Origin of the sequence: Arcicella sp. BE140 (assembly GCF_031456255.1) — a bacterium.
GTDB classification, from domain to species: Bacteria; Bacteroidota; Bacteroidia; order Cytophagales; family Spirosomataceae; genus Arcicella; species Arcicella aquatica.
The window spans coordinates 469,671-493,252 of sequence record NZ_JAVDUE010000002.1 but is presented as its reverse complement, the minus strand read 5'-3'; the positions used below and the strand labels follow the sequence as shown (position 1 = coordinate 493,252).

18 protein-coding genes are annotated in these 23,582 nt (G+C 35.5%); 12 read left to right on the top strand and 6 right to left on the bottom strand.

The window, feature by feature from the left end; all coding sequences use genetic code 11:
* The first annotated feature begins 66 nt into the window (after positions 1-66).
* The 5 genes from J2Y60_RS05365 to J2Y60_RS24760 all read left to right on the top strand — a co-directional run bounded on the left by J2Y60_RS05365 (position 67) and on the right by J2Y60_RS24760 (position 5,808).
* The gene (locus J2Y60_RS05365; RefSeq protein WP_309914377.1) at positions 67-2,010 is read left to right on the top strand and encodes a DNA/RNA helicase domain-containing protein; all 1,944 of its coding nucleotides are present in this window, start codon (positions 67-69) and stop codon (positions 2,008-2,010) included.
* 139 nt (positions 2,011-2,149) lie between these two features.
* Positions 2,150-4,258 carry a beta-galactosidase gene (locus J2Y60_RS05360; RefSeq protein ID WP_309914374.1) on the top strand — a complete coding sequence of 703 codons (2,109 nt, stop codon included), beginning with the start codon at positions 2,150-2,152 and terminating at the stop codon, positions 4,256-4,258.
* Between the two features lie 131 nt (positions 4,259-4,389).
* Positions 4,390-4,965 carry a hypothetical protein gene (locus tag J2Y60_RS05355; protein ID WP_309914371.1) on the top strand — a complete coding sequence of 192 codons (576 nt, stop codon included), beginning with the start codon at positions 4,390-4,392 and terminating at the stop codon, positions 4,963-4,965.
* A 70-nt stretch (positions 4,966-5,035) separates the two neighbouring features.
* Positions 5,036-5,578: a hypothetical protein gene (locus J2Y60_RS05350; RefSeq protein WP_309914369.1), complete on the top strand. Its 543-nt coding sequence runs from the start codon at positions 5,036-5,038 to the stop codon at positions 5,576-5,578.
* Positions 5,579-5,610: 32 nt separating this feature from the next.
* Positions 5,611-5,808, top strand: coding sequence for a YqaE/Pmp3 family membrane protein (locus J2Y60_RS24760; RefSeq protein ID WP_409014208.1), 198 nt, complete (start codon positions 5,611-5,613; stop codon positions 5,806-5,808).
* A 77-nt stretch (positions 5,809-5,885) separates the two neighbouring features.
* Here J2Y60_RS24760 and J2Y60_RS05340 read toward each other — a convergent pair whose 3' ends face one another.
* The gene (locus J2Y60_RS05340; RefSeq protein ID WP_309914362.1) at positions 5,886-6,371 is read right to left on the bottom strand and encodes a PH domain-containing protein; all 486 of its coding nucleotides are present in this window, start codon (positions 6,369-6,371) and stop codon (positions 5,886-5,888) included.
* A 1-nt stretch (position 6,372) separates the two neighbouring features.
* Positions 6,373-8,349 (bottom strand): tetratricopeptide repeat-containing sensor histidine kinase, encoded by a 1,977-nt coding sequence (locus J2Y60_RS05335; RefSeq protein ID WP_309914359.1) that lies wholly within the window; start codon positions 8,347-8,349, stop codon positions 6,373-6,375.
* A gap of 311 nt (positions 8,350-8,660) precedes the next feature.
* Between J2Y60_RS05335 and J2Y60_RS05330 the strand changes: the two genes are divergently transcribed.
* Complete coding sequence (locus J2Y60_RS05330) at positions 8,661-9,713, top strand: ATP-binding protein (protein WP_309914356.1); 1,053 nt, start codon at positions 8,661-8,663, stop codon at positions 9,711-9,713.
* A gap of 11 nt (positions 9,714-9,724) precedes the next feature.
* Positions 9,725-10,096 carry a VOC family protein gene (locus J2Y60_RS05325; RefSeq protein ID WP_309914353.1) on the top strand — a complete coding sequence of 124 codons (372 nt, stop codon included), beginning with the start codon at positions 9,725-9,727 and terminating at the stop codon, positions 10,094-10,096.
* 275 nt (positions 10,097-10,371) lie between these two features.
* Here J2Y60_RS05325 and J2Y60_RS05320 read toward each other — a convergent pair whose 3' ends face one another.
* From J2Y60_RS05320 to J2Y60_RS05310, 3 genes are all read right to left on the bottom strand, one after another.
* A complete protein-coding gene (locus J2Y60_RS05320) occupies positions 10,372-10,965 on the bottom strand; it encodes a YceI family protein (protein ID WP_309914349.1) in 594 nt (197 codons plus the stop codon).
* Between the two features lie 46 nt (positions 10,966-11,011).
* Positions 11,012-11,410: a hypothetical protein gene (locus J2Y60_RS05315; protein WP_309914346.1), complete on the bottom strand. Its 399-nt coding sequence runs from the start codon at positions 11,408-11,410 to the stop codon at positions 11,012-11,014.
* Positions 11,411-11,596: 186 nt separating this feature from the next.
* The gene (locus tag J2Y60_RS05310) at positions 11,597-12,001 is read right to left on the bottom strand and encodes a hypothetical protein (protein WP_309914344.1); all 405 of its coding nucleotides are present in this window, start codon (positions 11,999-12,001) and stop codon (positions 11,597-11,599) included.
* 142 nt (positions 12,002-12,143) lie between these two features.
* On the opposite strand from J2Y60_RS05310, the gene J2Y60_RS05305 reads away from it, so the two are divergent.
* Positions 12,144-13,010, top strand: a complete 867-nt coding sequence (locus J2Y60_RS05305) for a helix-turn-helix domain-containing protein (protein ID WP_309914343.1) — start codon at positions 12,144-12,146, stop codon at positions 13,008-13,010.
* Positions 13,011-13,143: 133 nt separating this feature from the next.
* On the opposite strand, the gene J2Y60_RS05300 is transcribed toward J2Y60_RS05305, so the two are convergent.
* Positions 13,144-16,032 carry a sugar-binding domain-containing protein gene (locus tag J2Y60_RS05300; protein ID WP_309914339.1) on the bottom strand — a complete coding sequence of 963 codons (2,889 nt, stop codon included), beginning with the start codon at positions 16,030-16,032 and terminating at the stop codon, positions 13,144-13,146.
* Between the two features lie 871 nt (positions 16,033-16,903).
* Between J2Y60_RS05300 and J2Y60_RS05295 the strand changes: the two genes are divergently transcribed.
* The 4 genes from J2Y60_RS05295 (at position 16,904) to J2Y60_RS05280 (ending at position 23,458) form a co-directional block, all read left to right on the top strand.
* Positions 16,904-19,744, top strand: coding sequence for a glycosyl hydrolase (locus tag J2Y60_RS05295; RefSeq protein WP_309914337.1), 2,841 nt, complete (start codon positions 16,904-16,906; stop codon positions 19,742-19,744).
* 67 nt (positions 19,745-19,811) lie between these two features.
* On the top strand, positions 19,812-20,588 hold the full coding sequence (locus tag J2Y60_RS05290) for an NIPSNAP family protein (RefSeq protein WP_309914333.1): 777 nt from the start codon (positions 19,812-19,814) through the stop codon (positions 20,586-20,588).
* A gap of 141 nt (positions 20,589-20,729) precedes the next feature.
* The gene (rhaM, locus tag J2Y60_RS05285; RefSeq protein ID WP_309914329.1) at positions 20,730-21,044 is read left to right on the top strand and encodes an L-rhamnose mutarotase; all 315 of its coding nucleotides are present in this window, start codon (positions 20,730-20,732) and stop codon (positions 21,042-21,044) included.
* 275 nt (positions 21,045-21,319) lie between these two features.
* The gene (locus J2Y60_RS05280) at positions 21,320-23,458 is read left to right on the top strand and encodes a hypothetical protein (RefSeq protein WP_309914327.1); all 2,139 of its coding nucleotides are present in this window, start codon (positions 21,320-21,322) and stop codon (positions 23,456-23,458) included.
* The last annotated feature ends 124 nt before the right edge of the window (positions 23,459-23,582 follow it).

The following is a 23,582-nucleotide window of genomic DNA, read 5'->3' as shown; positions in this document are numbered from 1 at the left end:
GATGATCTTTATATTATGAATCCCTACAACTAAAAATTATAAGTAACCTTAAAATAAAATTATAAAGTGCCTGGAAAATATCAAAACACCACTGCTGACTTTTTAAAAGCAGAAAATGAAACAGTAATTGGACACCTAGCTATGGGCGTGACAAATCATCAATTATTGATGCAACAGCGAACATCTTGGAATCATCAAATCACATTCTTAAAACAAACACTTAGCTATCTTCCAGATGATTGGGGCGTAATTCTTGAATATCCTATACCAAGGCGTTCAAAACGAATTGATATAATAGTAATAGCTAGAGACTTAATCTTTATCATCGAATTTAAAGATCGTGAAACAAAATATTCTCAAGATGCAATTAGTCAGGTTGAAGATTATTCTCTTGATATAAGAGACTTCCACAAGCAATCTGTATCAAAAACAATCATTCCTATTGTGTGGGCTTCTGATGCTACAGACAAAAGCAATTCTTTTAATGATAATCTTGATTTTGTAAAACCAACATTGTTTGCAAATCAATTCAATTTACACATTGTAATAAAATCGGCATTTAATTTTTTCTCAGACATAACTCGACCTCAAATTAATATAGTGGATTGGAACAATAGTGAATATTTACCTACACCAACTATTATTGAAGCGGCACAACATTTATTTTCTGGACAAAATGTTAAAGAAATTTCGCGTTCTCATGCTGGTTCTGAAAATTTAACAGAAACTACTAATTCTATCTTGAAAGCTATTAAACAAGCTCAAGACAAGAATGAAAAGATAATTTGTTTTATTACAGGAGTACCTGGTGCTGGAAAAACCTTAGCTGGTTTAAATATTGTTCATAACGTTGAAAATCATTCTGGCAAGGGTGTTTTCCTTTCTGGGAATGGTCCTTTGGTAAAAGTATTAACTGAAGCTTTAGCTAAAGATAATTCAGAAAGAAAAAATATATCATTAGTACAATCTAGAAGAGAGATTGTATTTGTTCAAAATGTTCATCAATTTCTGGACTTCTATCATAAAAATGACCAGATTCCTCAAGATAAAATAATATTATTTGACGAAGCACAGCGAGCTTGGAATGCAGAACATTCTAAACGTAAATTTGATAGAGATTTTTCGGAAGCAGAAATGTTATTTAACATTATGAATAGAAATAAAGATTGGGCTGTAATTGTTGCACTAATTGGAAGCGGACAAGAAATAAACACTGGTGAAGCAGGACTAGCAGAATGGGGCAAAACAATAAATACAAAGTTTCCGAATTGGAAAATTTATATTTCACCCGAACTCAAAGAAGGAACTTCAAATATTGCTAATTATAAGCTCTTTGAAACGGCACCCAAAAACCTTTCAATAACAGAGTTGCCTGAACTTCATTTAAAGGTATCTATTCGTTCATATAAAGCAGAAAAACTTTCGCTATGGGTTGAAGCCTTACTGGAAGGCGAACTATTAAAAGCAAAAGACTTATTACAAAATCATTTAAAAGACTATCCTGTTTTCTTAACACGAAACTTAGAAACGGCAAAACAGTTTCTAAGAAACAAAAATCGTGGACACCGAAGAACAGGGCTTATTGCAAGCTCTGGAGCGAGGCGTTTAAGACCTTTGGGACTCGATGTAACTGCTGAAATTGATGTTGCTAATTGGTTTCTAAAACCTAAAAATGATATACGCTCATCTTGTTTCTTAGAACTTCCAGCAACAGAATTTGCTGTACAAGGTTTAGAGCTTGATTGGGTCGGACTTTGTTGGGGTGATGATTTTAGAAAAGAAGTTACAGGATGGTCATTCCATGCATTTAAAGGCACTAAATGGCAAAATGAAAAGAAAGACGAAAGAAAGCAATTTATCAAAAACAAATACCGTGTTTTGCTGACACGTGGACGAGAAGGATTAATAATTTTTATTCCAGAAGGCTCAGCAATAGACAATACAAGGCCTTCAAAAAACTACGACAGTACATATAAGTATTTAAAAGAGATAGGGATTAAAGAGCTATAAACTACAATAAGTTTTTTATTTAAGGAATAAATCATTCCTATTGTATCATTTTGATACAATTTTGTATTATTTTTGAAATGAAAGGCTAATTTTCAATCAAAAACAATCAATCGTATTTTATTTGTATTCCTCCTCGATTATGAAAAATCCAAGATTATTCACCAAAATCATGGCTCAATGTCTATTGATGACTTGGCTGATATTAGGTAATGGTTTGTATTCCTCTGCACAAAGTCCCAACAATAAATTACTTTTCGGGGTAGCTTATTACGACGAGTATATGCCTTACGAACGTTTGGATAAAGACGTTGCCATGATGAAAGAGGCAGGTATCAATGTGGTTAGAATTGCAGAATCAACATGGAGTACCGTTGAGCCACAAGACAATGTCTATGATTTTTCTCATATCGACCGTGTGTTAAATGCCATGCACAAAGGAGGAATCCATGTGATTATCGGGACGCCTACTTATGCCGTACCGACTTGGTTGGTCAAAAAATATCCTTCGGTATTGGCTACTACTGCTCAGGGACAAAACCGATATGGCGTTCGTCAGAATATGGATATTACCAATGAACACTTTAGGTTTCATGCAGAAAGGGTGATTCGTAAAATCATGGAACATGTAAAAGACCACCCTGCCATCATTGGTTATCAGGTAGATAACGAAACTAAACACTACAACACCGCAGGCGATAATGTTCAAAAAGCATTTGTAGCCTATATGAAAGCAAAATACAAAACCTTAGAGGCTATCAACAAAGCTTTTGGGTTAGACTATTGGAGCAATAGAATTAACAATTGGGATGATTTTCCATCGACCGTAGGTTCTATCAACGCTAGTTTAAGTGCCGAGTTTTCTAAATTTCAAAGACAATTAGTGACTGACTATTTGGCTTGGCAGGTGGCTTTAGTAAAAGAATACAGCAAGCCGAATCAGTTTGTCACTCAAAACTTTGATTTCGACTGGCGAGGGATTTCTTATGGTATTCAAACCGATGTAAACCATTTTGATGTGGCCAAAGCAATGGATTATGCGGGCGTAGATATTTATCACCCAACACAGGATTTTTTGACAGGTATCGAAATTTCATTTGGCGGTGATTTAGGTCGCTCGATGAAGAATGGTAAAAACTATTTGGTGATTGAAACAGAGGCACAGGGCTTTCCGCAGTGGGTTCCCTACCCTAATCAATTGCGTTTACAAGCCTTTAGTCATATCGCTTCTGGGGCAAATATGTTGGAATACTGGCATTGGCATTCTATCCATAATTCAGCAGAAACCTATTGGAAAGGCTTATTAAGTCATGATTTTGAACCAAATCCGACTTATAACGAAGCAAAAACCATTGGTAAAGACTTTGAAAAATTGAGTTCAAAGTTAATCAACCTGAAAAAGCAAAATGATGTAGCCATTCTATTTAGCAATGAAGCTCAGACAGCATTCAATGCGTTTAGTTTTGGTTGGGGTGCCAGAGAGCGTTATAATGATATTCTTCGTCCGCTTTATGATGCCCTTTATCGCATGAATGTTGGCACTGATTTTATCGACCCAAGTACTACTAATTTTGAAAAGTATAAACTGATTGTAGTGCCTGCTCTTTATGCTGCCTCTGACGAACTATTGAATCGACTAAATACTTTTACCAAAAACGGAGGGCATGTAGTATATACCTTTAAAAGTGGTTTCTCGGACGAAAACGTAAAAGTAAGAACTAGCCTTCAACCCGGTATCGTCAATGAGGCTTGCGGTATTTCATACAGTCAGTTTACGATTCCCAATAACGTTTCGTTGAAAGGTGACCCCTATCAGGTAGGAACAGCCAACAACAAAGTAAACACTTGGATGGAGCTTATCACGCCAACAACTGCCAAGGTATTGGCGTATTACGAACACCCAGCTTGGGGGAAATATGCAGCCATCACTCAAAACGAATATGGCAAAGGCGTAGCAACCTATATCGGCTGTATGACGACTGAAAAAATTACAGAAGGCGTATTGAAGGAAGCCCTTAAGAAGGCTAATCTTTGGGGAACAAATCAAAATTTATACTTCCCTCTCATCACCAAAGAAGGTACCAATACGGCAGGTAAAAAAATCCATTATTACTTTAACTATTCAGCCGAAAGCAAAAGCTTAAAGTATCCTTATAAATCAGGAAAGGAACTGATTTCAAATACTGGCATTCAGCTAAATCAAAATATTGATTTAGAACCTTGGGGATTTAAGATTGTAGAGGAGGAATAATAGGGTTTATTTGCTTCCCTTCCCGTGGTCTGCGGCACACAGAACACTTACTCCACTTCGTTCTGTATGCCACAGACCACGCAACAACAAAGAAAACAAATAATAACGACAATATTTTTACAGCAACTATAATGACAGATATAGACCAAAAACTTGAAACACTCTACGATTTGTTAATTGATAATTCTGAGCTACTTGAAGCTGAATTAAAAGACTTAATTACTAATCCAAACAAAATTAAAGACACTAACAAATTTGCATCATTATTAAGTGAGCTGCACAATTCAGCTTTTATTAATCCTCTCCTTTCAACTATTAGTATATCTAGCAAAGATGATGTTTGGTTGCCTGATTTTTTATATGCTGTAATAAATTTATTGGAAGAGAGTTCAGAAAATGAAGCATTTGATGTACCAGAAAACCTTATTGAGAATTTACAAGTTTGGATTCTTGAAAACAAGGGTGAACTATCTTGGAAAGCAGTCATCTTATTAAAACTCTGCCAGTCAGATTCAACAGAGGAGATATTTTTGAAAAAATTAGAAGAACGGGATGATTTCTTTTTAACTTATGTAGAATGTGTTTCAGGTCTTTTGAAGTATGATAAAGACAAATATTTTCCATTATTGGTACAAATTGCAAATGATGAAACAAGAAATGGACATCTAAGAGAGTTTTGTACTGAAAATATACTAAAATACAGTTAATTTGTTTCTGTGTGCTAGAGAACATTGAAGATACTACTTAACAAAAACACCCACTATAATATTAGACACCTTGGAAAATACAGAAGAAATACTAGAAAAAAATGATAATGTAGAAATCCAGTATATTATCAGCACCAACAAGTTTATCGTACTTTCAATTCTATCATTTGGATTTTATATAACATGGTGGACATTAAAAAGATGGCGTTTTTTTAGGCAAAAAGACCAGCTAAATATTATGCCTGGAATGAGGGCTAATAATGATATTTTCTTCGTTTATTCATTATTCAATACCATATTAAAATTTGCAAAACAAAAGGGTTATCCTAAAAGCTATTCATCTTTTTTGCTTAGTATTTTTTGTATTCTTTTAGATTTAATTATATTGCTTTTTTCCCCTATTGGTTCCTTAGTATTTTTGTTAGTAATACCAAGGACAATATTGATGATTCCACTAATTAAGGCTCTCAATTTTGCCCAGAAAAACTCTACTGACTTTAGGGTAGTAGAACAATCTTCATTTAATAGAAGGCAAAAAGTACTTTTGTTTTTTGGTGGATTTTATTGGTTAATGATAATATTAGCAATACTTCTGGAAGCAAATTTTATCTGATAATATTTATTGATCTTAATTTTGTTTACGCTATGACATTAATTGCAATATTCTTCCCTTTTCTTTCATTCCTTCTGCGTGGACGAATACTCACTGGGATTATCTGTTTGCTTTTACAGGTAACATTAATTGGCTGGATACCTGCGGCAATATGGGCTGTTATATCATTACAAAATGCTAGAGCAGAACGACGTAATGATAAATTGATTAAAGCTATTAAACATAGGTAAACGGTTGATGTTTTTTCTCTCCGTGTTCTGTGTGCCACAGAACACGGAAATAGAACACAGGCAATAATCAGTCTTCATCATCCATAATAATCAGCTACAAACGCCAGTGGGTCATCAGGCGTTAGGATAATTTTTTCGTCTTCAGTTGTTCTTACCAAAACGGTATTGTCTTTTCTGGTGGCATACCAAGTCATGCTCCCCATTTTGGTATTGGCAAATTTCCCGAAATATCCATAGTATCCTCCTACGCCAAAAGTTTTGAGTGAATAGGCTATTTTTTCAGGATCTAATACCTCCACACTTACGATTTTATATCGCTCTATCTCTAAATCTTTGATGGGTCTGTGAATAATTAGGCTACTATCGTTGATGGTATAACTCATAGGTCGATAAGCATAAGCCAGTCCGAAGACCAACAACAAAAATATTCCTGATATCAATGTAAACGCTAAACCAAGCTCTTTCATTACTGTAAAGAAACTGATGATTGAAACGGCGAATAAGATATTAATCGCAACGGTCGTTACTTTTACGAATTTATCTAAGGAGGCCTTGTGTGTCATATTAGCATGGGTATTTAAATGTAATAATAAACTCTGTACCTTCATTTTCTTTACTAAATACCGATATCGTGGCATTGTTGAGTTCCACAAATTTTTTAACAAGCATTAACCCTATACCAATACCCTTTTCTTTTTTGGTACCATAGGTCGAAATACTTTTGCCTGATTCCTGAAAAATCTTCTTTAATTTTGTCTCTGACATCCCAATACCATTGTCTTTTACAGAAACCCTAGCGGCATCATCGGTAAGCAAATAGCTAATTAAAATTTCACCTTTAGGCTTAGTAAATTTAATAGCATTGGCTATCAGGTTCTGAAAGATAATCCGAACTTGGTCTTGGTCGGCTTTTATCGGTACGGATACCTCGTTATGATGGATAATTTTAATCTTCTTTTCGTTGGCTACAGCTATAAAAACCCCCAGTACTTCATCTATCACCTCTGTTAAAGACAAGTCTATTATTTCTGTTTTCAGTCCTTCTCGCTGGCTATTTGCCCATGTTAGCAGATGGTCAATCATCGCCGAAGTAAGCGTCATTTGTTCTAATACCTTATCGAGCATTAGTTCTTTTTCTTCCTCCTCTAACTCATCTGTTTTAAATAACCTCAAAGCCCCTAACATAGCAGCGAAGGGACTCCTTAGGTCATGCCCAATAATAGAAAACAGCTTATCTTTGGTTTCGTTAGAATTATTAAGGTCTTCATTTTTCTGCTCAATCAATTGTTTCTGAGCGATGATATAATCTGACTTCTTCTGAAGGTCCTGATATAGCTTTTCTGTTTTTTTGGCACTCCTGTAAATCATTATCACTATAACCATCAGGAAGATAGCAATGAGTATAATGATAAGAATAATTAGCCTATTGGTAGCCTCCTGCTCTTGGGCAATCTGGTTCTTTTTAATCAGTACTTCATTTTCTGCTTGTTTTTGTTTCAGATAAAGGGCATTAATCTCCTTTTCCTTCGATTCATTAAATAGGCTGTCGCTATATTGTTTATCCATTAAAAGATATTGATAAGCCTTGCCCGAATCTCCGACGGCACTATAAGACTGATGTAACATTTTTAAGGCTTGCTCTATATCCCACTTGGTGTTTGTCTTTTGGGCTAACAAAAGCCCTTTCTGGCTACACAATACTGCGGCTTTATATTTACCTAATTTGTAATAACATTTCGCCAGACCTGTATAAGCAAAACTATTTTCCCAATCGTTCTGATAACTGGTATTTTTAATGACAGAGGAATAGTAAAAAATGGCTTTATTTAATTGTTCTTTTTGCAGATAATAATCACCAATCCTATTGTCAGCCATAGCCAGCAAATGCTCTTCATTAATTTGCTTACTTACTGACTTAGACAGCATGAGGTAGTAAATAGTGCTATCAGATTTATTTTCTAAGTGACACAAGCCTATATTGAAGTAGTTTGCCGAAAGTCTGTTTAATTTATTGAGGCTTTTGTTAACGGCTGCAGCTTTTAAAAATTCTTTTAAAGCTAAATTAATTTTGTTCTGAGCAAGGTAAATAAGTCCGACGATATTTGAAGCATTAGCAACGCCCAATTTATCATTATTTTGGGTACTAATCCTTAAGGCTATTAGGCTATTGTTCAACGAAATATCATAGTTTCCTTTCATATAATGCATCTTGCCAAGCATGGCATAAGCCCTTGCACGACCTTGATTATAATTTATTTGCTCTGATAATGCCAATGCCTTGTTAGAGTAAATAAAGGCACTATCTGATACCGTTTCCATATACTCTGAAGCAATCGAACTCAATAAATTAATCGTTGCTGTATCAGGTTTTGTCTGGTTTGTAACTGTAAGTTTATTCCATTTAGAGAGCAATTGCTCAAGTTTTTTTTGTTGAGAAAAAACGATGAAAGGACATAAAAGAAGAAGGACTATTAACCTAAAAACTTTCAAAAGCATAATCTTAAAAGGATAATATGGTAAAGGTACTGTTTGGACATTCATTCAGGAAGTTATCAATATGTAGCTTAATTATAAATATAACATAAAGATATTTGATTCTGGAAAACATATCTAATAAATTTAAATTGAAAATTTTGTTTATCCTCTTTGCTTGTTTATTAAACACAAACAAGGGTGCAGTATCGTTAATGTTTTATCCTTTTGTCAATAAAAATCCTATTTTCTGATAATAACTAAAAATTAATATTGTTTATTTCTAGAGATGAATTAACTAAAAAATGTTACCTTAAATTAGAAATAAAAGAATCAGATCCTCATTCAAAACTTCTCTTAAAACTAAAATACTTAAAATTATGAACCCTTCAAACGAAATGCTATCTCTACGTTCTGCCTTTTTTGATAATGCTGAGCTACATTTTTTATTATTTGATAGTGGCTTACATGTATTGGATATGAATGAATCTTTGCTTAAACATTATCACCTACAAAGAGAGGACTTGATTGGGAAACATATATTCGAGATTTCTCAGAATGCTAAAGAGAGAGGCTTGCATGAAAAATATATGGAGGTGATACGTACTGGTAAGCCTATCATCATAGAAGAAAGTATTACTCATCCTATTCATGGGAATCAATGTAATCGATTAAAGGCCTTTAAAGTTGGCGACGGTGTAGGTGTAACGGCATCCAATATTACTGAGTATAAAAATGCAATAGAGTCATTAGAAGTATTTTCTTATAGGCTCTCCCACGATATTAAAAGCCCTATGTCAAGTATTTTAGAGTTAACAAGGCTTACTCTTGACGAGGAAGAACAGATTGATTATAATACATTAAAAACTTATTGCGGACTAATCCATGAAAGTGCCAGTAGATTATTAGCAACCGTAACACAAGTAAATCAATCTTTGAAAATTCAAAAACAGGCTCCTCATTTTGAATTGATAGATTTCAATACTGTAGTAGATGAAGTAAAAAAATCCTTGGCTAGTATGGAAGGGTACAATCATCTTTATTTTAAAGAAACAATAGCATATCCTTTTGATTTTTATTTCGATAAAACCATCATTACCTCTTTATTCCAAAATATCATTGATAATGCCATTAAATATCGAAATATTAGTAGAGAAGATTCTTTTCTAAAAATAGAAATTTCAGGCGATAATGGCTTTGTCAGGATTGTTTTTTATGACAACGGCATTGGCATAAAAAAAGAATACCAAAAAAATATTTTCAAGCTATTTTACCGTGCTACTAAACAATCTGAGGGTACTGGGATTGGTCTTTATACTTTAAGGTATGTGATAGAAAAACTAGGGGGTTTGATTGCATTTGAAAGTACAGAAGGCATTGGTACTATTTTCAGAATTACCTTACCCAATAAAACAGATAATGTTGTATTATAACTAACTACTATATGAAATATAACAGACTGAGACCCATACTATGGACGAATCAATTAATTGAAACAATTGATTTTTATACTAAAATATTAGGCTTTGCCGTAGCTGAACAACATGAAGCATGGGGATGGGCTTCTTTGTACAAAGATGAGGTGGAAATTATGTTGGCTAAACCAAATGAGCATATTCCTTTTGACAAACCCATTTTTACAGGTAGTTTTTACATCAATACCGATAAGGTAGATGAGCTTTGGGAGGAATTAAAAAATAAAGTTGAAGTATGTTATGAAATAGAAGACTTTGAATGGCAAATGCGAGAGTTTGCTATTTATGATAATAATGGGTATTTAATTCAGTTTGGGCAAGATATAAGTGAGAAGATGTAGATTGATTATTAAAAGATTGTATCCCTTACATTTAGCTGGCGACTTAAGTCCTACTGATTACCCACATCTTTTAAAAAGTTGAAATGGAAATGTTATTATTGATTAAATTAGCTTAAATGTACATAACTAGTCTTTAAAACCAAGCGTTGAATCCCTCATCTCTAGCGAGGGACTTAAGTCCCTCGCTAGAGATAATATATTGATTATTAGTTATTTATATACTTATTGGTAATCAGTAGGACTTAAGGCACCGACTAAATATAAAGAGTACAATCCTACAATTTTTTAAATACCAAATCCAACTTAATAGGTATCTCATCAGCGATTAAATCATCTTTAATCGTTGAAATGAAATTGGGTGTTTTATAGGTGATTCCCCATCTGGAACGATAGATACTCAAATCACCTTTGGCAACAACATTATCTTTATTGATATTAATAAAGGCGGTAAAGATAATTTGGTTGGAGATGCCTTTCATAATAAAATTCCCCGTTATCGAATATTTATTAGGTTGTGCTGTTGGCTGGACTTTAGTGATAATAAAGTTGGCCTGTGGGTACTTACTGACTGCAAAGAAATCGTCCGCTTTTAAATGCTCTTCTAAATTTCGTTGCCCTTTTAAATCTTTTTGGTCGGTATTTTTGATACTGTTCATATCAATCACAAAAGTACCTCCTTGCATTTTTCCATCGTTTGATACGATAATATTTCCAGACGAAAACTTTAAAGTACCTTCATGTCCGCCATAACCAAATGCGGGTGTACCTTTCCAAAAAATCTGACTTTCGGTAACTGACAAATTGAATTTTTGTTGAGCATAACCTGATAAATAACCAAACAGCAATAATAAGGTGATAAGCTTTTTCATAGTAAACAGGATTTAGAGAAGTGATATTTTAGCTATCGCCCAATTGCTATTCAACCTTAATTTCATTATGAGGTAAGGCATATTGATCAGAACTGGTTAATAAAACTATTGTATCGCCTTTTTTGCATTTTGTCAACACATTTTGAATATCAATATTAGGGAACACATCTTTAAAAGAAAGCTTTATCGTTCCTGTTTTTTGGTCTTTGATAGCGATACTAAAAGGTATATTATTAATAGCCTTTGCTTTATCCGCTGATAGTTCGACAGTACTGACCGCCAAAGAACCTTTAGCGTTTAAGGAGACTTTGCATTTTGATAAATTATCATATTTCTCAACAATCATTTTGCTGTTTAAGAAGGCAGCAGTACAGTCTGTGAAAGTACTTTGTGCTAGCAAAGAATGGGAAAAGATGAGTAATGAAAAGAAGAGTAATTGTTTCATGATGATTACGAGGATTTTTAACTAAGAGTAGTAAAAGATAGATTGACGAAAGTTTTAGGATATATTTATTCAACACTCACAATAGACAATTTCTATGTTATGCCATCTTACTATTAGGGTGCGACTTAAGTCGCACCCTAATAGTAAGATTTGAGGAATCGTTTTTAATACTTCAAACCTTTTTTCTTATTCATTTACTTTAGTAGCATTTTCAGGCAGAACTTGTTTATCTGTGCTAGCTAATAAAACTGATGCTTCCTTCTTTTTACAGGTAACAGGAACATTGTTAATATTAATTTTAGTAAAGATTTCATTAAATGAAAGCATCTTTTGTGCAGAATACTGGTCTTTGTTAGCAATACGGTAAGGCACTAAGCAAGTAACGGCTTTTGCTTCTTTTTTTGATGACTCAACTGCGCTAGTTTTTACGGCTTCTTTGTTTTTTGATGATGGCTTACAACATTTCTTTTTATTAAATTTTTCAACCATTGTTTTACTATTAAACAATACGTCCGAATATTTTTTAGTAGGTGTTTCTGCTACTAAAGCATAAGAAAATAGCATAAGCGAAAGAGTGAGCATTTTTTTCATGTCGATATTTGTTTATGTTTGAATTAACTGACACAAACCTATCTAATGGAAGGTGGTAGGTAGTAAATCAAATGTAAAAAAGTGTAAAAGCCATGTAAATACAATTGAAACAAGCTATTTATCCTTTAAATTGCCCCTGATTATGAAAACAAAATTTTATATACTATCTGCTGTGCTGGTGATTGGCTCGTTATTTTTTATGGCTACTACTACCAATAAAAATGATGACTATGCAGAAAAACACCTGATAGTGGTGCTACGCGACATCGGGCATCAGTTACTGCTCCATGCAAAAGACTCAACGTCTCGGGTATTGCCCATCAAGAAAATCAAAGACAATACTTTCCAGATTACTTTTCAGAGCAATTTTACGTTCGTGTCTGATACCCTTGTAAGCTTAGTAGATAAGAAATTGAAATCGACTAATTTACCCACAGAGTACATCGTAAATGTGATAGATTGCAGTAATAAAGAATTGATTTTTGCCTATGAGGTAAGTATTAAAACGGACAATATTTTGCCTTGTCTGGGCAGGAAACAACCCGTAGGGTGCTACATGATTCAAATTGAGTTTTTGAAAACAAAATCACTCAGTCTTTACAATTATCTATTGCTGTTAATTCCTTTGGGTATAGTCGGGTATTTTATGCGGGGTAACTATTTTAACCGTAAAAAAAGTACTACACCTACCCCACCGCCTATTTTAGACTATATAAGTATCGGTAAATATGCTTTTTATACTGATAAGAGCATCCTAAAGTTTGATGATGAAACCATAGAACTGTCTGAACGAGAGGCAAAACTATTAGCAATATTTGCCATCAATCAGAACCAATTGATTGAAAGAGAAAGACTTTTGAAGGAGGTTTGGGAAAATGAGGGTGTATTTGTGATAAGTAGAAATTTAGATGTGTTGGTATCGAAACTTCGTAAAAAATTGCAGAAGGATGACTTAGTGAAAATTACAAATCAGCATGGGAAAGGGTATAAATTGGAGGTGGGAGTGTAAAGCTTTCAATCCATAATCTGTAGCAAAAAATCCTTATCACTAGCGAGGGACTTAAGTCCCTCGCTAGTGATAAGGATTGAAAAAATACTCATGGCATGACTTGAAGTCATGCCATGAGTGACAGCATTTCTGTTTAATTAGTCGTAGGTTTCTTAACCTTCAACTCATCGGGTGCATCCTTTGTATAAGTTTTGAAGGTTGACTTATAGTTTTTATCAAACAACGCTTTTATTTCTTTGATATCCACTGAAAAAGATGGATTGAACTGCTCGGAATTCATATAATTTTTTAAGCTGTATAATAATTGACTAGCGACAAAACGTTTGTCAGGGTCAGAACTTAAGTCGGCACTTGAGATTATCAATTTACCTTTTCCTACTTTAGCTTCTAAGATTAACCCCAATTTACGGTTCAAAAACCAAGTATCTATTGGCTGAACAATAGGGCGAAAGCCTGTTGGAAAACTATCCAATAACATCACCTGCGAACGATTGACAATTTCCCACCATTGCAAATTACTATGAAACTCTGTAGGGAAATTTTGGAACGCAGGATGGGCGGGGTCAACTAAAAACCCTAACGTGTGTGGCGGGCGCATCTTGAACCAAGAGGTATTCCAGAAAACAGGTTGGAAATAGTTGACTACTTCTTTGCCTTTTTCTACTTTCCCTGAGGCTTCTAAAAATACTTTTCCACCGTTTTGTAAAACCTCCTCAGCCTTGGCATCCAACTCTTTACAGAAGTAAATTTGGTCGGTATTGACGGTAGGTAGCTTTTCTGGATATACCCAAAACTCCCAATTATTTTTAAAGTTGGTATCATCAATTCGTACTTCAAATACTAATTTCTGAGCCTTCTGAATATTACTCAATGGGAAAGTTACATTACCAATAGTGAAATTGTTTCCAATAGGAATATTCATTTTATCAAATTTTCCTTTGGCGATTATTTGCTTATGCTCATCCACAATTTGCCATGAAATTTGTGCATTTGTGAGAGCTTCTTTGCCAAAATGATACATTTCAATATTGGCTTCAAAGCTTTCTGAGTTCTTGAATACAAATTTTGGAATACGCGCCAAAGGAACGGTGGTATTACAAAACTGTGCAAATTCAGGTTGTGTAATATAGCCTTTCTCTTCCCAGAATGAATCTAAGATGCCTACAAGTGCTGTTCCTTGACCAGAGTAATCGTTTAGTCCCAACATTTGAATCCCTGCTGAAATAGGCGTTCTTAAAGCCATTTCTATTTCAGTTTTATAACTCAATGCTTGTAGTTTCCCCGAAGCCAAAAAGAATTTCTCGCCAAGGTCTCCCATGTCTTTATCTTTCAGGTCTTCTTCAAAAAGCTCGTAGTTTTTGGCTTTATAAACCCCTGTATATTTTTTAATTTCCTTAAAATTCGGGAATACACACCATTGTCCTAATTCATGAGTAAGGTATGGCACTTTAAAATCTTTTACTTTATCCGCAAAGTCTTCATTACTACTCGGTAGCTTATTCCAAGGCAAGCCTCTTGGTCCCGATTTAATCATGTATTCATTGGAAGGGACTAAAGGCCAGCTCATGGCTACTGATGCTCCAGTGTACTTACGACGAGGGTCTTTAGTCTTCCAATAGTTTATAAATTTGGTTAGGTAATCTACTTGTTTGCCTCCTCTTGGCTCATTTCCATAAGCCAACATACAAAAGGAAGCATAATTTCCGTAGGCTTTTGCCATACGGTTGGTTTCGTCCATGATAAATTGGTCGATAGGATGCCCATCGCCCAAAGACGAACCATGATTAGCCCAACTTGGGCCTTCGGGTTGTAAATAAATACCCACTATGTCGGCAGCGACAAAAGCCGCTTCTGGTGGGCAGAATGAATGAAAACGAAAATGGTTTAATCCATAAGCCTTGGCTGTTCTAAACACTTTCTCCCAAGATTTTACATCCATTGGTGCATAGCCCGTTAATGGAAACTGACAGTTTTCTACGGTTCCCCTTAAAAATATAGGGCGACCATTAATTTCAAAGCGAGTACCTTTTATGGCAAAATCACGCATCCCAAACTGCACTTTTCGGGCAGACTGTACCTGTTTTTGCGCAATGACTTCAGCAGATAGATGATACAAGGCTGGGGTGAATTCATCCCAAGTTTGAAAATCATCCCCCATCGGATAGTCGATAGTAATGCTTTTCTCTTGGTCATCTATCTGGAAATCAGTTACAAGTAAATTGGGTGTGTGTGATTTAATGCTGTTGAAACTTTGGGCTTTTATTTTTATTTGCCCGTTAATAGGCTTTTTGTATGCATTTTTCAAAACGATTTTTACCTGAGCCGAGTGTTTTTTCAAATCAGGATAAATCTGAATATCGTCAAACCAAATTTTACCTTCGGCTTCTAATTCTATTTTGCCGACTATTCCATTCCAGTTTCCTTGAGTATGGTCGGTTAAACTGTGTGAATCTTTCCCTACATTAATGGCTTTAATACGGTTATCCACTCTGATAGAGATGGTATGCTTTCCAGTAGAAAGCTTATCGGTCAAATCAAAGGTTTGAGCAACGCACATCGAGTTTTCTAAGCCTATTTCTTCATTATCAATCCACACGCGGGTTTCAGTGTGTGGTCTCTCTAATGTCAGTACAATGCGTTTGTTCGACCAATTTTTAGGGACTACTACTTCTTTTTGATACCACGCTGCCCCAACATAGTACTTAGCAGGTGTCAGCCAAAAAGGAAACTTCAGGTTATCGGGTGTACGGTATTTAGCTAAATGCGGATTAAAATACCATGAGCTATCGTATATACTACCCGTCCATTGTGTATTAATCGTTACGCGGTTGCCCTTTCCATTTTCAAGCATCGAGCCTGGCAATTTGATGGTTTCGGGAAGTTTAGTATTAAACCATTTATCTTTTACGCCAATATCGGTTGAATCAGTTTTAAAACGCCAATCACCAGCCAATGAGATTTTCTGGGCAGAGACCAGATTGCTCACCAACAAGCATACAATAAAGCAATAATGTTTAAACATAAGTTTGAAAGATAATTTTAATGATTTGTCGATTTAGGTTCTCTTTTTTTAGAGCATACAAAGCCTCAATATGCTTGTATAATAACTCCCTTTAGGTATAAGAAACCCTGCCGAACATACTCTCAGCAGGGCTTAGTCTTTACACCAAAAAATCTATTTTATAATGCTTTTGTTATTTTCAATCAAAAATAAGGTAGTCGAACTATCAAGGATATTGCTGAATGTTTCCGTTATGTTGGAAACACGTACTGCTAATTTTGTAAATATTCTTATAAAGAAAAAATATTTTATAAAGAATCTCGTTTCTGAAATACAAATTTAAAATGTACAAATTTGATAACAAATATTGATTATCAAAGAAAAAATACTATCCTGTGCCTTCCTGCTATAGCAGATTCCCTGAAAAGAATCAAACGAAGAACGAAAGATGAACACTATAAAAAATTGTACTTTTACAATATTTACCAACAAAATATATCTAGCGATATTAATTTAATAAAATCTCATTTTTATAAGAAAAATACAACGATTTCAGCATGTCATCGTTATCGGGAACGTTGCCATAAAATCATCAATGGTGTATTTCCATGAAATTGAAAGGCTAAAAAAAACTGTATCCATCCGAAGCTAATTTTGGCATTTATGTATTTTACCATTATTCAAACTAGATGGCAGATGAGAAAGGCTTAAAAAATATTTTTCATTTATTTTTTAACTAAGCCTCAGTACTCGAAAATCATGCTTGAGTTTTACAAAAATGTATCTTCTAAAAAATTATATATTTTCAAAAAATATTACTAAACGCATGACATCACAGGATGCTTCAGGTAAGTCGTTGATTTTTCTTTGCAAGAAATAAAAACCATATTTGATGAAACAGCATAGATCAACAAAAGCCTTTCAAACTTTTTTTCTCTTATCAATTACTTGCTCTTTAAGTTTCGGACAAGCAAAGTGGAAACCTATCACACAACAAACCAAACCTTGGTCACGCTGGTGGTGGGAAGGTAATGCAGTTAATCCCAAAGATTTAACGTATAATATGGAAACCTACCAGAAAGCAGGTCTGGGTGGTTTAGAGATTACACCGATATATGGTGTAAAAGGTGAAGAATCGAAATTTATTGATTTCCTTTCCCCAAAATGGGTAGAGATGTTCAAGCATACCTTGAATGAAGGTACTCGCTTAGGCTTAGGTATCGACCTTGCCAATGCTTCGGGCTGGCCTTTTGGAGGCAGATGGGTAACACCAGAAGATGCTTGTAAGAATGTCAATTTCAAAACATATCAATTAAAAGAAGGTGAAAAGCTTTCGGAAGTGATTACCTTTCAACAAGCACCATTGTTACGATATGTGTTGCCTAAAAAAACAACTGTTTCAGCATTAAAATACCCTGTTTCAAAAAATGAGAATCTTCAAGAATTAGCAATAGACCAAGTAAGATATGAAAGACCATTGCCATTACAAACCCTGATGGCCTATTCGGATAAAGGCGAGGTGCTGAATTTGACGGCTGAGGTTAGTGCTATGGGACAATTAAACTGGCAAGCTCCTAAAGGCAACTGGAAGCTATATGCTGTCTTCCAAGGGTGGCACGGCAAATTGGTAGAACGTGCTGGTCCGGGTGGTGAAGGTGATGTAATCGACCATTTTTCGGATAAAGCCATTCAGAATTATTTAAAAGAATTTGACAAAGCTTTTGCTAACACGGATGTTTCGAGCATGCGTGCTTTTTTCAATGATTCTTACGAAGTAGATGATGCGCGTGGACAGTCGGACTGGACAGAAAATTTATTCCAAGAATTTCAGCAAAGAAGAGGGTACGATTTAAGAAACTATCTCCCTAACCTTTTCAGCAAAGAAAATACAGATTTAAACCATAGAGTGTTGTTTGATTATAGAACGACAATTGGAGATTTGATTCTGGAAAAATACACTGGCGAATGGGCTAAGTGGGCACATGGTCGTGGTAAGATTGTCAGAAATCAGGCACATGGTTCACCTGCGAATACCCTTGATTTATACGGTTTGGTAGATATTCCAGAGATTGAAGGGACAGATTTATTGAGAATCAAATTTGCATCATCAGCTTCCAATGTATTAGGCAAGAAACTAACGTCATCAGAATCTGCCACTTGGGAAAACGAGCATTTCCTATCATCATTAAGTGATGTTAAAAAAGCATTAGATCTATTCTTGGTGGGTGGTGTAAACCATATCTTCTATCATGGCACTAACTATTCACCAAAAGACGAAGCTTTTCCGGGTTGGTTATTTTATGCAGCCGTACACTTTACGCCACATAACCCTTTCTGGAAGAATTTCTCGACATTGAATAGTTACATTGCTCGTACACAGGCATTCTTGCAAGATAGCAAACCGAATAACGACGTATTGTTGTATTTCCCTATTACCGACCGCCTTACTGAGCCTTCTTCAAAAGGTTTATTAGAACACTTTGATGGCGTAACACCTGAATTTAACGGAACCGACTTCAAAGAGGTAGCTCAAAAGATGATTGACCGTGGTTATGGCTTCGATTTTATCTCGGATAAACAAATTGCTAATCTGCAATCTCAAAATCAGCAAATTATTACTGGTGGCGTTGCCTACAAAACAGTACTACTGGCAGAGAGCGAGCAAGTACCTTTGGAAACGTTGGAGAAATTGGTGCAGTTAGCAAAACAAGGAGCTACGATTGTTGTTCATCATAAATTGCCTGCTGATGTACCGGGCTTAGGCAACTTAAACGAACGCAGAGCGAAATTTAAGGCATTGTTAGCAGTATTGAATTTTGCCAAAGTAAACGACAAAGTAAGTCAAGCGAAGATTGGTGAAGGTTCGTTTTTATTAAGCGATGATTTAGAAGCCATGATGACTTATGCGAAAGTGTATCGTGAAACGATGACCGACAGTGGCTTGCAGTTTGTTAGAAAAACCAGTGCGAAAGGCAATTATTACTTTATCAATAACAAGTCTGGAAAACCTTTTGAAGGTTGGGTAAAATTGGAAGTTGAAGCAAAATCTGCGGCTTTGTACAATCCTATGACCGCAGCATTGGGCATGGCAAAGTTCAGAAATGGTAATGAAGTGTATTTACAATTGGCTGTAGGTGAATCGTGCATTGTTGAAACATTAAAAGCAGTAGAAAAAGGTGCTGAATATCCTTATTGGAAAGCAAGCGCCGAGGCCGTAGAGTTGAAAGGCACATGGAAAATATCATTTTTGGATGGTGGGCCAACTTTACCAAAAACGATTGAAACAACAAAGTTAGGCTCGTGGACAAAGGCAGGGAAGGAATATCAAGACTTTTCAGGAACAGCTTCATACCAATTAAATTTTGCGAAGCCTAAAACTGTTGCCAAAGGTTATTTGTTAGACTTAGGTAAAGTAGCAGAAAGTGCTTCGGTAACTTTAAATGGGAAATCATTAGGTACTTTATTAGGCCCTACTTACAAAGTTTTTGTGCCAACTACTTTATTAAAAGCACAAAATGTTTTAGAAGTAAAAGTATCGAATTCAATGGCCAACAGGGTAACGGCTTTGGAAGCAGAGGGCGTAGTTTGGCAGAAGTTTTATAACATCAACGTATCAGCAAGACTAAAACAAAATCTAGGAGATAAAGGCTATTTTACTACTAAAAACTGGGAACCAAAGGAATCTGGATTATTAGAAAAAGTAACTTTAACGCCTGTAGAATCATTGAAATAAAGACTTGAGACTGAGATACGTTGAATACAGATTTGTATTTTCAACCATTTTAAACAATATATCAATCATGTTAAAACGTATCTCGATTTTCACTATTTACCTGTTTATCGCCACTTTTACTAGCTTAACTTTTGCCAAGCCTCAATCGGAGTATTACGAAACTAGGGTATATAGTTTCAAAAGCGTAGAGCAGAAAAAGGTAGTAGAAGATTATTTCAAAGATGCCGCTATTCCTGCGTTCAATCGTTTAGGAATTAGTCCCGTAGGTGTTTTTAATGAAGCTGACCAGAAAGATGGCATTAAGCTGTATGTATTGATTCCTTATAAATCGTTAGACCAGTTTAGTAAAATAGCGAGCAAATTAGCTACTGATGCGGTATATCAACAAGCGGCTAAAGCCTATTTAGATGCCAATTTTGCCACGCCTGCTTACGAACGTTATGAAAGTTCGCTATCGGTAGCCTTTAAAGACTGGTCGAAATTGAAAGCTCCGACTACTACTGCACCAAAGGCTGAAAGGGTATACGAATATCGTTTGTACGAAAGCCACAGCGAGGTAAAAGGATTAAGTAAAATCCACATGTTCAACGAAGGTGGGGAAATCAATATTTTTGTAAGACTAGGATTTAATCCTGTGTTTTATGCACAGACTATCATTGGTGGTAAACAGCCAAATTTGGTGTATATGACTACTTTTGATAACAAAGCATCGAGAGATGAACATTGGAAGGCTTTTGGGGCTGACTCAGAATGGAATCGTATCAAAGGACTTCCTGAATACGACCACGCGATGACCAAAGCCGAAATTCATTTCTTAACACCAACAGATTTTTCACAAATCTAAATGGAGTTGATGAGTTTAGGGTTTATGAGTTAAAAGTTTATGAGTTTAAAGTTCATGAGTTTAAAGTTCATGAGCTTAAAGCTTTTAACTCATAAACCCTAAACTTTAAACTAATAAACTCATAAACACTAAACTCAAAAAATGCAGGAAATTGCTTTTACGATGAAGCTCAAAAAAGGATTTGAGCAAGAATACAAAAAACGTCACGATGAAATTTGGCCAGAATTATCTGAGTTATTAGTAAAGTCTGGTATTATAGAATATGCCATTTATTTAGATGAAGCGTCTGGAGTTTTGTTTGCTGTTCAGAAAAGAGTAGATAATCATACGCTTGACGAATTACCACAAACTGAAATCATGAAAAAATGGTGGGCATTTATGGGTGACATCATGGATACAAATCCAGATAATTCTCCTGTAGTTACCAATTTATCTTGTGTATATAGAATGTCTTAATGACAGATTTTCGAGTGCAGTCGTATCATAAAGAAGCACAGCGTTAATGTTTATCAATGTGAAGATTGATGACTTAATCTGTGCTTTTTTGATGCTGCGGGTTGTTATCTCCGTGAATCTGCGGGTTTATTTTTTGCCCGCTGATATACGCTGATTGTTATCGCTGATTTACGCAGATAAATAAAAATCTCCAAAATCTGCGGGTTGTTATCTCCGTGAATCAGCGGGAAAATTATTTAAAATTCACTAATCCACAATTCTCAACTATCTAGTCTATGAAAAACCTAAAACTATTTTTCATTTGCATTTACGCTTTACTTGTCCAACATACTTTTGCACAAGGTAAAATCGACAGAAAGGCTTTGGTGCAACGCCACACCGTTGTACTATCCAAAATTGACACGCTGGCCTCATTGTCTGTAGGCAATGGAGATTTTGCTTTCACTACCGACATCACTGGTTTACAGACTTTTCCTGACTTTTATGCCAAAGGGATTTCGTTGGGTACTCAATCTGTTTGGGGCTGGCATCGCTACCCAAATACAGAAAACTACAAAATAGAAGAAACCTTTAAAGAAATTAATTCTCATGGTAGAAAAATACCGTATGCCGTACAGGCCTCAAATAGTGAGCGCGCCAAGGCTGCTAATAATTTCCTACGCCAAAACCCACATCGTTTACAATTGGGCAACCTAGGCTTTGAACTCTTCAAAAAAGATGGTTCTAGCGTAAAACCAAAAGATTTAACCAATATACATCAAACACTCAATGTCTACACAGGCGAAATCACCAGTCAATTTGCGGTAGAAGGAATTCCTGTTAAAGTAATTACGGTTGCTCATCAACAAAAAGATTTGATTTCAGTAAAAGTGCAGTCTGAATTATTAAAAACTGGTCAGCTAAAATACCGTTTACGTCTGCCCTACCCAACCAACCAATTTACAGATGAAGGAAATAACTGGAAGAATACAGACAAGCACCAGTCTTCCTTGATGTTATCTACTGATAAATCATTCGTTTTTAAACATCAACTAGATGATACTGAATACTTTATCAAGATAGAAAGTACCCAAACATCAAATGTATTGCAAAGCGAAGCCCATTATTTTGTGGTGAGTCCAGATACGAAAGAAAATACGCTTGAATTTAGTGTATTGTTCTCTGAAAAGCTTCCGAAAGAAACTATTCCAAATTTTACTAACACTTTATTGAGTACAAAAACAGCTTGGAGAACTTTTTGGAGTACTGGGGGAGTCGTGGACTTCGCAGGAAGTACCGACCCAAGGGCAAAAGAGTTGGAGCGAAGAATCATTCTTTCGCAATATCTTACCAAAATTCAGTGTGCAAACAACGAGCCTCCACAAGAGACAGGCTTGACTTATAATTCTTGGTTTGGCAAACCGCATTTAGAAATGCACTGGTGGCATGGTGTTCATTTTGCTTTATGGAACAGAACCGATTTGCTTGAAAAAAGCATGGCTTGGTACAAAAAAGTAGAACCAGAAGCCAGAATTATTGCAGAGAGACAAGGTTTTGAAGGTGTCCGTTGGCAAAAAATGACTGACCCAGATGGGAAAGAAGCACCATCGTCAGTAGGAGCTTATTTGCTTTGGCAACAGCCTCATTTTATTACGTTTGCAGAACTGGCTTATCGTAAACACTTAGATAAAGCCACTTTAGAAAAATATAAAGATTTAGTGTTTAAAACAGCCGACTTTATGGCGTCTTACGCCTATTTCGATGCTGAAAAAGGTCGGTATATTTTGGGCAAAGGAGTAATTCCTGCTCAAGAGCGATTTAAACCTGAAGAGACTTTTAATCCGACATATGAGTTGGCTTATTGGCAATGGGCCTTGACGACAGCACAGGTTTGGCGAGAACGTTTAGGATTGAAAAGAAATGCTAAATATGATGATGTGCTGAAAAAACTATCTCCCCTACCAGTACAAGACGGGGTGTATTTAGCCACAGAAAGCGCTAAGGATTCTTATACCAATCCAGTGTTTTTAACCGACCATCCGAGTGTGCTTTGTACCTTAGGAATGTTGCCTGCCAGTACGATGTTAAACATGACTACAATGCAAAGCACTTTCGATAAAGTATGGAAAATATGGCATTGGGATGATACTTGGGGTTGGGATTTCCCGATGGTAGCCATGACTGCTACTAGATTAGGACAGCCTGAAAAAGCGGTGGATGCCCTCATGATGGACATCAGAACAAATACCTATTTGCCAAACGGACATAATTATCAAGATGCTCGCTTGCGTTTGTATTTACCAGGGAATGGTGGCTTACTATCAGCAGTAGCCATGATGTGTGCAGGGTATGACGGTTGTAAAACAGTTAATCCTGGAATACCTAAAAATGGTAAATGGAAAGTACGATGGGAAGGGCTGAAGAAAATGTATTAATTGATAGTTAGTGAAGATTTAGTTGTGAATGAGTGAATTGTGAGTTAGTGAATTATTACAATAAGTTTGAATCCACTCTTCTAATGTACAATTAAGAACTCACTCAATCATAATTAAAATTTCA

Coding starts and splice junctions, on each gene's coding strand:
- J2Y60_RS05355 (WP_309914371.1), top strand. CDS start 4,390: ATGACAGATATAGACCAAAAACTTGAAACACTCTACGATTTGTTAATT.
- J2Y60_RS05300 (WP_309914339.1), bottom strand. CDS start 16,032: ATGTTTAAACATTATTGCTTTATTGTATGCTTGTTGGTGAGCAATCTG.
- J2Y60_RS05330 (WP_309914356.1), top strand. CDS start 8,661: ATGAACCCTTCAAACGAAATGCTATCTCTACGTTCTGCCTTTTTTGAT.
- J2Y60_RS05325 (WP_309914353.1), top strand. CDS start 9,725: ATGAAATATAACAGACTGAGACCCATACTATGGACGAATCAATTAATT.
- J2Y60_RS05310 (WP_309914344.1), bottom strand. CDS start 12,001: ATGAAAAAAATGCTCACTCTTTCGCTTATGCTATTTTCTTATGCTTTA.
- J2Y60_RS05305 (WP_309914343.1), top strand. CDS start 12,144: ATGAAAACAAAATTTTATATACTATCTGCTGTGCTGGTGATTGGCTCG.
- J2Y60_RS05290 (WP_309914333.1), top strand. CDS start 19,812: ATGTTAAAACGTATCTCGATTTTCACTATTTACCTGTTTATCGCCACT.
- J2Y60_RS05360 (WP_309914374.1), top strand. CDS start 2,150: ATGAAAAATCCAAGATTATTCACCAAAATCATGGCTCAATGTCTATTG.
- J2Y60_RS05280 (WP_309914327.1), top strand. CDS start 21,320: ATGAAAAACCTAAAACTATTTTTCATTTGCATTTACGCTTTACTTGTC.
- J2Y60_RS05320 (WP_309914349.1), bottom strand. CDS start 10,965: ATGAAAAAGCTTATCACCTTATTATTGCTGTTTGGTTATTTATCAGGT.
- J2Y60_RS05315 (WP_309914346.1), bottom strand. CDS start 11,410: ATGAAACAATTACTCTTCTTTTCATTACTCATCTTTTCCCATTCTTTG.
- J2Y60_RS24760 (WP_409014208.1), top strand. CDS start 5,611: ATGACATTAATTGCAATATTCTTCCCTTTTCTTTCATTCCTTCTGCGT.
- rhaM (WP_309914329.1), top strand. CDS start 20,730: ATGCAGGAAATTGCTTTTACGATGAAGCTCAAAAAAGGATTTGAGCAA.
- J2Y60_RS05295 (WP_309914337.1), top strand. CDS start 16,904: ATGAAACAGCATAGATCAACAAAAGCCTTTCAAACTTTTTTTCTCTTA.
- J2Y60_RS05335 (WP_309914359.1), bottom strand. CDS start 8,349: ATGAATGTCCAAACAGTACCTTTACCATATTATCCTTTTAAGATTATG.
- J2Y60_RS05340 (WP_309914362.1), bottom strand. CDS start 6,371: ATGACACACAAGGCCTCCTTAGATAAATTCGTAAAAGTAACGACCGTT.